Source organism: Shewanella sp. SP1S2-4 (assembly GCF_031932075.1).
Taxonomy (GTDB): Bacteria; Pseudomonadota; Gammaproteobacteria; order Enterobacterales; family Shewanellaceae; genus Shewanella; species Shewanella baltica.
This window is the reverse complement of the sequence record NZ_JAUOET010000002.1, coordinates 54,340-68,439: the sequence shown is the minus strand read 5'-3', so window position 1 is coordinate 68,439 and position 14,100 is coordinate 54,340. Positions and strand designations below refer to the sequence as shown.

Genomic DNA, 14,100 nt, shown 5'->3' with positions numbered 1-14,100 from the left:
TCAAATCAACCCAGTAAACTTACCAGATCTTAACGCGATCTTCAGGGGCTAAATACAGCTTGTCGCTAGGCTTAACATCGAATGCAGTATACCAAGCATCTAAGTTACGCACGGTCAGCGCACGATACATGCCTGGGGCATGTCCATCGGTTGCTACCCGAGCACGCAGGGCTTCGTCACGCATCTTAGTGGCCCAGGTTTGCGCAAAGCCGATAAAGAAGCGTTGATCACCCGTAAAGCCTCCAATCACAGGGGCATCTTTGCCTTTAAGCGAGGCGTGATAAGCATCATAAGCGGCGGCTAAACCTGCTACGTCGGCAATGTTTTCACCTAAGGTCAACTTGCCATTGACATGTAAATCAGGGAAAGGCGCATAAGCATCAAACTGCTGCGCTAACGCATCGCCTTGCTTATCAAATTGAGCAAAGTCAGCGGGCGTCCACCAGTTACGCATAGCGCCAGTCGAGTCAAAGGCCGCGCCATTGTTATCAAAACTATGGCTGATTTCATGACCAATCACAGCGCCAATCGCGCCATAGTTGTAAGCGGCATCGGCCTTAGCATCGAAGAATGGCGGTTGCAAAATACCCGCAGGGAAGTTAAGCGCATTTTGCACTGGTAAGTTCACCGCATTCACCACTTGCGGCGTCATCCACCACTCGCCTTTATCCATTGGTTTGCCAATCTTGGCTAACTGGTGGCTGTACTCCACTTTTTCGCCATTGATGGCATTGGCGTAGGCATTGGTCGCAGTCACTGCATAGCTGTCGTAATTGCGCCATTTATCGGGATAACCCACGCCCACCGCCATAGTGGCCACTTTTGCTAGGGCTTCTTTCTTGGTTGAAGGGTCCATCCAATCGAGTTTTTCCACTCGCAGACCGAAAGCGGTCACTATGTTATCCACCATAGCGCTGACTTCTGCTTTGGCCGAAGCGGGGAAATATTGCTCGGCATAGGCATGGCCTACGGCATCACCTAGGTATTGATCGAGTGCAGCTAAGGCACGTTTATCGCGACTGCGCTGCTCTGGCGTGCCAGAAAGCTTAGTGCCATTAAAGGCAAACGAAGCGTTGTCGATTGCCGATGGCAACACATCAGCATGGCTGTTGATATGGTGGAACACGAGCCAATCTTTCCATGCTTCTAAAGGCTCAGAGGCCACAAGCGCAGAAAGTCCCGTAATCGCCGTTGCATGGTAGGCCGCAAATTTAAGCTGATTGCCCAGTTGCGCCGCCGCTAGAAAGGCAGTCCAATCGATGCCCGGTGCTTTGGCATCAAAGTCAGTACGGCTCCATACCCCCGAAGACTGAGTAAAATCTTCGCTTGCTTCACGGCTGGCGTGGGCCGCGGCAATCTTGTTTTCAAGGGCAAAAATACGATCGGCACGGACAGCGGCATCGCTCACACCCGCATCTTTAAGCAAGGTTTCAATGTAAGCGCGGTAAGCGGTGCGAATGTCGACCATTTTAGGATCGGCAGACAGGTAATATTCGCGCTCAGGTAAGCCTAAACCGCCCTGTAAAAAGTAAGGTAAGACTTCGCCCGGCGTGGCTAAACCTTGGGTTACGAAGATCCCAAATAGGTTTTCGGTATAAAAGTCAGTCGCGTTGAGAGGATCGACATCGGCGCGCAGATTTCCACCTAATGCCGCAGATAAATCCTGCTTGCTCGCAATGGCCTCATAACGGGCAATATCCGCCTCGGCAGGCTTCATTCCTGCGGCATCAATAGCGGCGGTATCTGTGTAAGCCTTGTAGAAATCGGCGATACGCGCTTCGTCGCTTCCCGCCGCATGTTGCGCTTTCACCAGATCGGCAATCAAACTGGTTTTATGCTTTTCGGTTGCTTCAAAGGCAACGAGGAAAGCGCCAGTGCTGGAGCGATCGGCGGGGATCATAGTCGTTTTCATCCACTCGCCATTGGCGTAGGTATAAAAATCATCCCCTGGTTTTACCGTTGACGTCATAGCCGCGACATTAATGCCAATCGGCATTTGAGCCGCAACGTCTTGACTTTTTGGCGCGTTTTCACTGGTTTTTACGGTGTTTTCTGTGGTGTTATCACTGCAAGCAGTGAGCCCAGCCAGTACTGAAGTTGACAGTAACAGCACGGGAATAAGACGGTCCGACATGAATGGCTCCTCTTTCTTTTATTATTGTATTTATCTTGTGATGATTAGGTTTTGCAGTGTAACTGGCACTGAATGAAGAAGTAAAACAAAGCCACTTTTTATGATAAAAAGTTAATGCAAACATTTTGAGCCGCAGCGTCTCAACCAATCACTTAATGCCATCAAAAATTCCCTCATTGCAGACACAAAAAAGCCGACTTTATGTCGGCTTAATCAAGTGTGGTTTAAGGTTACTATAACTTGAGCTGATTGTACTGAGTCCATGCAAGCACTTGTCCCATTTGAGGAATAATCCATACCGCCGTATGCTCATTTTGATAAACACGATAATAGAATAATTCTTCATCGCGGATATCATGCTTACGAATTTCACGATAAAACTGCATGGCAGAATTGCTCACTTCATCCGGTTTTGTCAGCTCTTTTTGTAACACTTTAACGTAGAAAATATCGACTTTAAGATCATTAATCTCAGTTTGGTACTGTTCAAACTCACCGCGGATCGTGTACTTAATCGGTGTCGTTAAGCAATCTTGATCTGTTATACAAGAGGTTGAATAGAAATTTCCCCGATTCTCCCCTTCATACACCAGAGACATGCTGAGATCGTTCCGAACTAAGAGTTCACCCGCGACAGGAAAATAGATATCCGCATGGTAATTATGCTCAACTAACTCCCCCTTACCCTTGTCATCCGCAGGGAGAACAATGCGGTTATAACGAATCCGCTGCTCCATCTTTTGACTCAGCGGAATAAATTCCGTCATATTTAAGCCTGCAGGTTTCGCATCTATTGCGGTGATATTAATCATACCGCGACCATTACAAGCCTCTGCATCTAGCTCTGGACAAATTGCCATGGAATAGTTTTTACCATCCGTGGCTGCAAAAGCACTGAAATGCTTAATACTGCTGATATGATTTCCCTCTGGCGCCAAATGTTTTTGCCACCAAGACGGATGTAAATGCTCCTCATCGCCAATATAGAAAGTTTGCGCCGTTCCCAGAGTCCCACCGATATTGAGGCTGATGTATTTATCTGCATGCCACTTAGCCACTTGTTTAACCACCGCATGGTGATCACTCATATACCAGAAGATCGCCAAGATCAGGCCCAAGAAAGCAATACCTGCAAATTTGGTCCAAGCCGATACCCCAACTAAAGCATCACGGATTGCATCTGCATCGTTTATAGCCAACATCTTTACATGGGATTGCTCAGCAATATGCAATTGATAACCGCGGCGCGCCACGGTTTTGAGCTGTACTTCAGTATAAGGCTCGAGTTTTTTTCTTAGGGTGCTGATGCACTGTGTTAGTGAAGTCGGTGCCACGACGCGGTCTGGCCAACCCACCTGCAACAAGGCTTCTTTCGTCAATATGGCGTTGGGGGAAGATAACAAGCGTACCAATATAGCCGCTTCAGAAAAAGTCAGGTCTATGGATGTGCCATGCACTTGATCAACTAGTTTTTTAGCCTGTTCATCTAAAAATAAATATGAAGTGATTTTATGCATGTTAAACGCCCGAAAACTCAGCAAAAGCAGATAAGGTATGATTGCGCTAACGGCGGGCAAGCAGATTGGGACCATGTTTTCCCAAAAGCACTGTGACTTGCAGCCACCTATCTAAGATGGTTTATTTTACTTTTTAACAACATAAAATACTGTGACTGCATGCTCAGTTTAGTTATTGTTTAATAAGCACAAAATTAGGCTAATACAGGATTTGCTAAACTAAATTTCTTGACGTTTGAAGACCCAAGAGCACCCCAATAATAGAACAATAATCCAGCCGCCTAACAAACCATACATCATGGGTAATCCCAATCCCGTTTGCGCGATTAAGGAAAGGCTACTTTTAGCTGCTAGTGTATCCGAAGGTGCGGCAAGCAAATTTAAGGCACGGAACAAGTCAGTAGGATTCAGTAAAATGAGTAGATTAAATAGATTGCGATTAAGCATTTCACTCATTCCAACCAAAACACTGAGCAAAATAAGGTCATAAACCAGCACAAGCACAAACCATAAAATAAGTAACGTTCCCAGTGCCTTGGCTTTTTCTCGCACACACAGGCTAACCCAATAGCCCAATAGAACAAACACTAATGACAACAAAATACTGCTTATTATCAAATGGGTAAATCCGATAATTATCGCGAGTTGAGCCTGAGCATCGCCAACGAGTAGCAGTAATACTCCTGTCACACCAAAACCTAAGATACTGGCGATAGTCATTACGCACGCATGGCCCAAAAACTTGCCGCAGACAAGATGCCAACGCTCCAATGGATAGGTCAGTAATAACAATAAGGTGCCAGATTCTTTCTCACCGACAAAGCTGTCATAGCTCAACAAAATCGCGCCTAATGGCAGCATAAATACCGATAAAGTCACAAGCCCAGAAAGGATCTGCGCAGGCTCAAATACTACTAAGCTGCCCGATATTACGCTCCCCATAAAACTCACACTAAGGGAGAGCAGCAACAATACACCCGCCATCATCCATAGCCATCGATTGCGCAAATTGCCCTTAAACTCCTTGGCAGCTATGGTACTCACTATATTTAGAGCACTTAAATGACCACACTGCAAAACCTCTGATTGACTCATACGGCGGCCTCCCACTTAACGCCTTGAGCCATATCTGTTACTTGAGTGGTATCTGCAGATACAATCTGGGGCAGAGAATGACAAACGGTTTCCATATAGTGATGAAACACAGACTGCAAACTCGGAGGCTCAACAGAAAAATCCCCTGCCGGCACTTTTTGCAATAGATGATGTAAAACGCCTGACTTTTGCCCCTGCGGTACAGTCAGTTTTAATCCCTGCGGCGAACTCATCTCAACACAGCTGGCTAAAATAGGATCTGCGAGCACCTCTAGCCTTTGAGTGTGAGACAAGGAATGCAAAAAAAACTGGTTTGGCAACCGAGTTGCTGATCTAAGGGCGGTTAAAGTTCCCGAAGCTAACATTCGTCCTCTGCCTAAAATCAAAGCCCGATCCATTTGGTCTTGAACTAATCCTAACTCATGGGTACTGATGATAATTGCGCAGCCTTTCGCCTTAAGTTGGGCTATTTTTTGATACAGAAAAGCCGATGCTAAGGGATCTAGACCGACAGTCGGCTCATCAAGTAACAATATCTGAGGATCAGCCAATATTGCCTGAGCGAGCCCAAGGCGCTGCCGCATTCCCTTGGAAAATGTACTCAGACGTTTATCTTTAGCGGCTTCTAAACCAAATTCGGCAAGTAATTCATGTACTTTTGCAAGAGCGACGCCTTTAAGTTTAGCGAAATAGCCGAGTAATTCGAGAGCGGTCATGTTGTCATAAAAGCTCACATTTTCAGGTAAATAACCTAAAGATAAACTCAACCTGACATTCATAGATCCCACATTGTGCCCTTGAACTTGGATCTGGCCACGTGTAGGAGTTAGCAATCCTAAAATAAGCTTAAGTAACGTAGACTTACCTGCTCCATTATGACCAAGGAGAGCAACAACTTGGCCCTTTAGAACCTCAAAATTCACGTCTTCCAATGCCTTAAAGTTGTTATAAAATTTACTGACATTTATCGCTTTAACGGCAATATCAGCACTGGCCACAGGCTTATTCGTCGAGAATGTGAAAGTCTGATTCATTGCGTACCTCCATCAATAAGTGCGGGCGAGACCGATTGCATTAAGGGAAAACTATCGCTAATTCCCGTCGTCATTCGGGGCTGAAATTGGCGTTCAACCCAACGCAGCAGTAAAACAACTGGACTTTCCATTAACAGTTTTGCCTCAGGATAAAGCCAAAATAGTTTGTCTAAGCTGTCATTGGGCCTATGGGCCAAATCACCTATCCCATCTAGATCCAGATCCCAGCCTTGGTATTCTGACCAATAATTGCCTTGTCCTTGATAACTCCACTCTAACTGTGTGTCGCCGACATATTTCACTTGGTTTTGATTCGCAATGATTCGATTATGCCAAAGACGGTTTTCCTCTCCGCCCATGGCCATACTGATCCCAGTATCGCTATGACTAAACTCGTTATCTTGAATACGGTTATTTTGAGCAGCGTAAATAAAAATGCCTTTGCCTTCGTTACCCAGCTCCACCGAACCTTGGGGATGCTTAACGTCTGTGGCGGTATTGGCCTGAATATGGGACTCGTTGGTGATATTGAGCAGAATACCAAAGTCCCGCGCTTGGCTAACGTGATTATGGTGCAGGTAGATTTGCTTTGAGCTCATCAGGGCATAACCGCCATCGACGTTGATAGCTTGATTGTGCGCGGCTTCATCGCCTCGGGTGTACATGTAATGGATGGCGTATTGCAACTTAGCGAATTGATTATGGTGAATTTGGCTGTCCGTCACCGACTCGAGATACACGCCATCGCGGACAAAAATAAAATGGTTATCTTGCACTTGGGGCGCACTCACATGCTTGAGAAAGACACCGTCACCCCGATCCAACACATAAATGGCGCCATTGCCGCTGATATTGTTTTCAATGATGCGCGGCGCAGCAAGTTGCTCGCCATAAATCCCAAAGCCATCCCCGACAAGACGATTCCCCTTGATAAGCACCTCGTCTGCCCCCGGTAATAGCAGGATCCCCGCATCATGGTAATAAAGATCCCGTCCCCAATGGCGGATATTAAGCCCTTCAACAATCACCTTGGGTGCAGTAATGGTGAGGGCGCTACCTTGGCGCAGGGCATCGAGGGCCGCGCCCGCTTCGCCCTTGATATGAATGGAACGGGTAACATTAAAATTGCCTTCAAACACGGCGGTATCAAGTACGAGCGTGTCACCATCCTGCGCCTGCGCTAATGCTTGGGTTAAAGAGACGGTATCTTTAACCCTTAGCTCCTGCGCTACCCCGATAAAGGATAAGGTGCAGAGCCAACAGATAAGCAATAAACGCAGCATGAGCAATCGCCTACTTATCGCCAGCGAGCAATTCGAGGGTGATATCGTTAAAGGTTAATACGCGTCCACCGTATTCCTTTGCAAAGGCTTCGGCGGCGGCTTTAGTGCTAAAAGGTGCGACTGCTGGCCCCATCACGGCCTTTTTACTGGTGCCGTAAACATAAAATGCGCTGGCGGCATCGATAAAGGCGCCATCATCAGGCTGTTCCCAATCGGTTATCGCGGCGTCATGCACCATCATGTAAGCAATTTGTCTTTTATTTTCAGGCTGTAAGGCAAAGTTAAACATATCGCGGCTAGAGCAAAACTTAGGTACCATCTTCTCGGCCTTAAGATGTACTTGCCCCTTTGGTCCAGGATATTTAGTGATCACCATACCGCACAGATGACAACGATCGTGCTCGTGGATCATCTCGGCTTTATGTTGGTGATCGGTCGCTTCACTCTTATTGCAGCCTAATAACAAAGGAGCGAGTAGTAACAACCCAAAGATCTTTTTCATGCTGTTAATCCTTTGAAAAATATCAACGCCTCGCCAAGGCACCTTGCAGGGACAGACCTCTTGCGACGAGGGTTGATAAAAAATGGTTCATCAAAGGCCGAGGCCTTAGTACATAGTTAAATCGCGTAGTTTTGACCCGCTAACAGGACGAAGAGTCGTAGACACATCATGCCCACCACCGCAGACATTCCCGACATATAAAACGCTTTGGCCGAATGGCTAAAATGTTTACCCGTCGCAAAGTTCAGTAGCAGTGGCGCACCAAAGCCGATACCCACAACACCAATCCAGAATACACTCGCCCACACACCTTCATGGAAAGCGGCAAAAGCAAATTGACCACCGGCATTACCCGTTAATAGCGCGGTGGCGATCATGAAAATAAACATGGCTTCGGCGAACATAATGGGCCATTCGGCGCCGTGCAGGATCTTCATTTCGCCGCTGTGCAGGGGTTCTTTAAATAACCACACCGCCAGCATTTTGGCTGAAGCGCCACCCGCAGAAAGCCCCGAGGCAATAAACAGTGCTGGGAGTACCGAGGTGTTGATCAGCGGGAAGCGGATCAGCGCAGAAATCAAGAAGCCCGTGTAAGCACATACAGATAACGCCAGCACTAACGCGAGCGCTTCCATTGGGCGTCTAAAGCCTTTTAACTTGGCAATAATTGGCACTAAAAACTTCAATTGTGGGATGGCCATCAGCTCTTTTTCGAGGGCTAAAAGTGCTACCACTGCCACTAACGGGATATACACCGACAGCGCAATAACACCAATCGACATCACAGAATTTAAGTTATAAAACACCAAAATTCGCCAGAAGAATAAGGGGTTAGTCAAGTCGAGTACCAGACATAACATCCCTAAGCTAATGGTGACAAAGGACAGCAAGGTCGCGGCTTTTAAGAAGGCGGTATTTTCAACCTGTCCTAGGTAAAAACGCAGCGCCAGCGCAATGGTTAACGCCCCGCCCGAAATCCCCGCGAAAAACAAATACACTGCAATCGGCCAAGGCCAAGCAACGCCTTGGGAGAGTCCTAAGGTAAATTCCATACTGGTATCCATATTTACACTCCCAGTTTGACGATTGGTATGTAACGTAAGCTCGGCTCAGTACCAAACTGTGGCTTAATCCGCACAGAGTCTTTTACCGCCAATAACTTACTGACATAGGACTGAGGATCATTGGCATCGCCAAAGATCAGCGCGTCGTACTTACAGCTCTGTACGCATGCGGGTAGCTCGCCCTTAGACAGCTTGCTGTGCAAGCAGAAGTCACAGTTATCAGCCACATCAGTGTTGTCGTTGATCAAACGCGCATTGTAGGGACATGCGCCGATACAATATTTGCAGCCCGCGCATTTACTTGCATCCATAGTCACTATGCCCGTTTTCGCGTCGCGGTGCGCCGCGCCCGTTGGACAAACTGTGACACAGGGGGCGTTTTTGCACTGCTGACAGGAAACCCGCACAAACTTACGTTCACAGTCACAAACCATCTTGCCGCAGTGAGGGCAGGCTTGACCTTCAACACGACCACTTTGCTGCTCAAGGATCACCCGAGAAACACCCGCGGGTAAGTTGTTTGCTTGGTTACAGGCGGTTATACAATCACCACAACCGACACATTTATTTTGGTCAAAGACCATGACGTAATGGGGCTTATGGGCGCTGTCAGCATCTTCTTTGACCGAACACCCGGCTAAAGGCGTTAACATCAAAGAGCACATGCCAGCGCTTTTAAGGAACCTCCGTCTCTCTATATTTTCACTCACAACATCCTCCATCTATCGGTTTTATACCGACGTTTTTATTTATATCGTTATCGTTCCTACATGCCTGAAAATGGCTAGCGACTTGATTAATATCCACTTTCATTCAATTTACTTTGGGCCTTGCCGATGGCGTTTATAATGGCCTCACGATTAATCTCTGCCCTTGGCTGTGACAGTAATGCCTGCCAATGGTCTATCGCCTCTTGGTAACGCCCATGCAGATACGCATCGGTGGCCTGTAACATGCGGGTCTGTGGCTCAAAGGGCGCAATGACTAAGGTTTGAGCTATCACAGCTTGGGTCTGTGGTGTAATTTGGCGCGCATCGCGGTAATACAGGGCATTGGCCTTAGCGCCGAGCACCTCGGCGTCCTCACCCACTAGCGCAAGCAACTTGTCTAAGGTCTGCACCGCATCGCTATATAAACCACCCGCGCTGTAAGCCTGGGCAAGCGCCTGTAATGCCAACGGGTTTTGCGGCTGGTCATCCACCAGGCGTTGGGCTTTGGTGATGTCGGCAGCGACTAAGTAGTCAATATGTTCATTGACTATGCCCTTATCCCAATCCTGATAACGCCCCGTTTGGCTGTAAATGGCTAGCGTCATGACAAGCAATACACCACTGCACAGCACTGGCAACCCATGGGAGGCTAGAGGCAAGATCGCCACGGTTTGCAGTTGGTTTAAGCGTGCGTGTTGCCAAAAAATCCAAGCAATAAATCCGCTTAATAGGAGTGCGATGGTGAACCCTAAACTTGCCATACCTAACCTCTTTGCTTGCCGCTCCAAGCTTATGACTGAGCGAACAAAACCGAACGCTCAGTCCCCGATGTTTGCTCTTAGTGAGCAGGCATCATGCCCATCATGCGGGCTTCTTTTTTCTCACTTGGCTTTTCGATATTTTTTAGTTCAATTTCAAAGATCAAGGTAGATTGCGGTGGAATTTCACCCACAAATTCATTGCCATAGGCTAAGTTTGCTGGGATAACAAAGCGGTATTTAGAGCCCATTGGCATCAGTTTTAAGCCTTCTTCCCAACCAGGGATTACCGTCATTAAGGCAAAACGCGTAGGGTCTTTGCGGCCAACGGTGTTTTCAAATTCAGTACCATCGATAAGCTTGCCGACGTATTCAACGGTCACCACATCTTCTGGATTAGGCTTTTTGCCTTCGCCCGTAACCAGCACTTCATATTGCAGACCAGAATCAGTCACTTTGACGCCAGACTTCTTTTTGTTTTCAGCAAGAAAGGCTTCACCCGCTTTGATATTTTCAGCAGCTAATTTTTCAGCGTTGGCTTTTCTCACTTGATTTAATTCTTCGGCGCGTTGATTGAGGTATGTCAGTACTTCTTCATCGGTTAATTGCTGTTGTTTTTTCAGCGCGTCCACAAAACCTTGAACAACTAAGTCCACATTCACTTCTGCGCCCAGTTCTACTTGGTTATAAACCTGGCCAGAAATGTAGTTACCAACGGATGCACCGATACTGTAAGACGCTTTTTCTGCATCGGTTTTAAGGCTTGGGGCGGCAAAGCTCGCCATAGATACAAACAGTGCGGCGCAGGTCGCCACTGTGATGGTTTTTGGGATAAAAGACGTTGGCATAGATGTTTTCATTTTATATTCTCTTCTATTTAGCCCTTGGGCTTAGTGCGTTAGCCGAAAACGTATGGGCATTACCCATACCGATTAAAATATTTATTTGATTACTATGGTTTTTCTGTTGCTCTTCCGGACATACGCCAACCGAAAATACCGTCTGCCATATGGCGAACTCCGGTGTAACCTAGCTTCATGGTCTCCCGAGCGGCCATGTTGCTAGCGGTACAAAGGCGATTAGCGCAATAGAACACCATCACCGCATCTTTATTCTTTGGAAGTAACTCTCTCCAATTTTGAACATTGAAAAAAACCGCTCCGGGGACAAAACCTTCCGCCCAGATTTCCAGCGTGTTTACGTCGAAAAAATAAACCTCTTGCTTGCCGACTAAGGTTTCAGCTTCCCGCATGGAAATAGGATTTAACTGAATTTCGTTATAGGGCGCTTCAGAGATATCAGAACCTCCCCCTGCGATGGCGGGTAGGCTAATGCCCCCTAAGCTCAGAGCTATTAAGCCGCCGATAAGGCTTTGTCGGATCACGTTATTCATCATTTGGCCTCGTATATTCCCCGGCACGGGTGTGTCGGGGACAAGTTAGACTCGAGTCGAACTACATTTTCTGTGCGCTCAGACCTTTACCATCGATAATGGCTTGGGCTTGAGTCACATAGGTTAAGGCAGCATCAAGACGTTTCAGTGAGTAACTTGGGCCGTGCGCACCCCATGAACCGTCAGCCTTAATCAGGCGAACAACATCTTGGGCTTTGTCGGTCAACATCAACACTTGCGTCTTGTCTTCAACCGACAGCTTGGTGACTTCTAACAGCTTGTCGATACGGGCAAGGGCTTGTTCTACTTGGGCAAAAGTTTCTTTAACTGGTTTTTGCCACTTTTGAACTTCGCCATAGATTTCCATCTGGTCTTCAAAGTGCAGACCCACTTCAAGTTCAGATTGGAACTGGCTATGACAACCTTTGTTTTCGGTCACATCGTGGTCTGAAGCTGAAGTACGGGCACAGGTCCACATCAAGTCGAGGTAGTTGTAGCCGTTTTCATCTTTCGCCACAGTCCAGCCCTTGGTCGTCGCATCGCGCGACTTACCTTCAGGTGGGTTGAGGGTCTTACGCAGTGGGTCGACATCAATCTTCCACATGTGTGACTTACGAACGTTGTCGAAGCCCGCCATATCTGGGAATTGGATCGCCGTGAAGTTTTCACAGCTTCCCATGTTTGGCATGTGACAGCTTTGGCAAGTTTGGTTGCTGTGGGTGTTGGTGTTCTTGGCGATCTCGGCTTGAGCCGTATGACAGTCAGTACACTCTTTGATGATTTTTGGCTTGGTAGTACCAGATTTCCAATCACCATCAGTCACTTCGTGTGGATCGTGACAGGTTGAACAACGCATGCCTTTGTCATAGTGAGCAGAGGCAAACATTTGCGAACCTTCAGTACCACAAGATGGGCAAGAAGACTTCATCTTCACGTTGAAAGCGTATTCCAGTTTCTCTTTACCCTGTGGCGTTTCAGCTAACTCTTCAACAAAGTTGAAGCGTTGGTGACAACGTTCACAGTTAGATGGCATACCACCACCGATACCACCGTCTAAGTGACCACCTGCGCCGTGACACTCTTCACAGGTAATCCCTTTAGAAATCGTGTGTTTTTGCAGCTCTTTTGGGTTACCTAAGGCAGCGAAGAATTCATCTTTAGTTTGGAAGTCAAACTTAAAGCTGTGGCACATTTCGCAATAGGAGCTAGCTGGTTGGAATAGGAATTCCTTCTCGTACTTAGCACCGTATGAGCTCATGCCCCATTGGTGTGAACCGCTGGTGCCAAAATCTTCCATTTTGACCGGGAAACTTGGGATAGCTTTGTTAATTTTTGCAGCCATTTCAGGGGTTAACCACTCAGCCCAACCGCGGGAGAATTGGTTACCACCGGCGACCATAGTACCAGTGCCATCTTTCAGCAGACCGTCTTTCACGTGGTAAGTACCGCGCACCAGATAGGCGTCGATAAAACCATATTTGGTACGTGGCGTACCCACAGTTGCATAGATAGCGTCTGGCGTAATACCCGATGGCAGAATCGAGGTATCTTTGGTGGTATACATGGTTTTTTTCAGGTCGTTATCGACTTCTGGATGTTCGCCAGGGAAGCGAATCGTCTTAGAGTGACGTGAACGTCTCCATTTTTCGTATTGCGGACCATGACACTCACCGCATTTTTCGGGGCCAACAAACTTGTTAGGGAAATCTAAAATCGATTTTGCCCCTAAACGATATTGCAGTGCTTTTGGACGTTGACCATCGTTATAGGCACTATAACGTACTGCGGTGCCATCAGTCGGTGTCACTTCTTTACTGTGCTTACTGTAAGCAACACTGTCACCACCGTGTAGATATTCTTCACCGCGGTCACTGACTTTATAAGTGCCCTTTAATCGACCTTCCGCGTCATATTTAAAAACGGGGTGATTTTCAAATAAAAAATCAAATAATTCTTGTTCTTGAACAATATAATCCTGCAGTGTTTTAACACCACGGGATTTCTCCATTAAATTGTCATTTAAATTGGGATTAGCCAAAATATCTTGAGTATAGTGGGATTGCTGTTTATTACCCACTCCAGGGACCACTTTACCATCCGATTTAGCATCGGATGCGATTGTGGTAGCGCTTACGGCAGAACCTAAACAAAACAGCACGCCTAAGGCTGTTTTGATTTTCCATCGCTTCATCATTCACTCCTAATTTATCATTAGTTTTATATTCTCCACTGAACCTAACTGTTCACTGAACGACATAAACAATTGACCAGTGGCTGCATGATGACGGAGTGGAAAAACAAAAAATCTGCGTTAGAGCACATTAAATTTTAATTCAGAAATCAAGAGGAGCCAAAATAATTAAAGCATAACAAATCAATACCTTAAGCAATGAAAAACAGTAATTAATTAGATCTAAAAGCTGTTTTTTGAACTCTAAAAAAATCTAAAAATGGCTTTGATTTTTCAAAAATAAACAAAGTCATAAATGACCATTTTAATGCCGAGACAGATCACATTCCTTCCACAAAAACTCAGCTACCCTGCGAGTCAATCGTTGAATGGTTAAAGGCTCAATATCCAATTTAGCCAGGCAACAATAAAAATAAATA

Annotated in this window: 12 protein-coding genes; all 12 read right to left on the bottom strand. The window is 46.6% G+C overall.

Going from position 1 to position 14,100, the window contains the following annotated elements; translation table 11 throughout:
* Positions 1-19 precede the first annotated feature (19 nt).
* On the bottom strand, positions 20-2,134 hold the full coding sequence (locus tag Q4Q52_RS02490) for a M13 family metallopeptidase (protein WP_311989756.1): 2,115 nt from the start codon (positions 2,132-2,134) through the stop codon (positions 20-22).
* Between the two features lie 233 nt (positions 2,135-2,367).
* Positions 2,368-3,651: a helix-turn-helix domain-containing protein gene (locus Q4Q52_RS02485; RefSeq protein ID WP_041411320.1), complete on the bottom strand. Its 1,284-nt coding sequence runs from the start codon at positions 3,649-3,651 to the stop codon at positions 2,368-2,370.
* 219 nt (positions 3,652-3,870) lie between these two features.
* The gene (locus Q4Q52_RS02480) at positions 3,871-4,746 is read right to left on the bottom strand and encodes an ABC transporter permease subunit (RefSeq protein ID WP_311989755.1); all 876 of its coding nucleotides are present in this window, start codon (positions 4,744-4,746) and stop codon (positions 3,871-3,873) included.
* The gene (locus Q4Q52_RS02475; RefSeq protein ID WP_012090323.1) at positions 4,743-5,780 is read right to left on the bottom strand and encodes an ABC transporter ATP-binding protein; all 1,038 of its coding nucleotides are present in this window, start codon (positions 5,778-5,780) and stop codon (positions 4,743-4,745) included. Before Q4Q52_RS02475 ends, Q4Q52_RS02480 begins: the two co-directional genes overlap by 4 nt.
* Positions 5,777-7,063 carry a nitrous oxide reductase family maturation protein NosD gene (gene nosD, locus Q4Q52_RS02470; protein ID WP_063883671.1) on the bottom strand — a complete coding sequence of 429 codons (1,287 nt, stop codon included), beginning with the start codon at positions 7,061-7,063 and terminating at the stop codon, positions 5,777-5,779. The genes Q4Q52_RS02475 and nosD overlap by 4 nt, the downstream gene beginning before the upstream one ends.
* 10 nt (positions 7,064-7,073) lie before the next feature.
* A complete protein-coding gene (locus tag Q4Q52_RS02465) occupies positions 7,074-7,565 on the bottom strand; it encodes a nitrous oxide reductase accessory protein NosL (RefSeq protein WP_012090325.1) in 492 nt (163 codons plus the stop codon).
* Between the two features lie 116 nt (positions 7,566-7,681).
* Positions 7,682-8,629: an NrfD/PsrC family molybdoenzyme membrane anchor subunit gene (nrfD, locus tag Q4Q52_RS02460; protein ID WP_268649838.1), complete on the bottom strand. Its 948-nt coding sequence runs from the start codon at positions 8,627-8,629 to the stop codon at positions 7,682-7,684.
* A gap of 2 nt (positions 8,630-8,631) precedes the next feature.
* Entirely contained in the window at positions 8,632-9,339 is a 708-nt protein-coding gene (locus Q4Q52_RS02455; protein ID WP_311989754.1) for a 4Fe-4S dicluster domain-containing protein, read from the bottom strand.
* An 86-nt stretch (positions 9,340-9,425) separates the two neighbouring features.
* Positions 9,426-10,100 (bottom strand): tetratricopeptide repeat protein, encoded by a 675-nt coding sequence (locus Q4Q52_RS02450; protein WP_311989753.1) that lies wholly within the window; start codon positions 10,098-10,100, stop codon positions 9,426-9,428.
* A gap of 77 nt (positions 10,101-10,177) precedes the next feature.
* On the bottom strand, positions 10,178-10,957 hold the full coding sequence (locus tag Q4Q52_RS02445; protein ID WP_012090329.1) for an FKBP-type peptidyl-prolyl cis-trans isomerase: 780 nt from the start codon (positions 10,955-10,957) through the stop codon (positions 10,178-10,180).
* A 92-nt stretch (positions 10,958-11,049) separates the two neighbouring features.
* Complete coding sequence (locus tag Q4Q52_RS02440; protein WP_311989752.1) at positions 11,050-11,493, bottom strand: rhodanese-like domain-containing protein; 444 nt, start codon at positions 11,491-11,493, stop codon at positions 11,050-11,052.
* Positions 11,494-11,551: 58 nt separating this feature from the next.
* The gene (sirA, locus tag Q4Q52_RS02435) at positions 11,552-13,681 is read right to left on the bottom strand and encodes a dissimilatory sulfite reductase SirA (protein ID WP_063883677.1); all 2,130 of its coding nucleotides are present in this window, start codon (positions 13,679-13,681) and stop codon (positions 11,552-11,554) included.
* Positions 13,682-14,100: the final 419 nt, after the last annotated feature.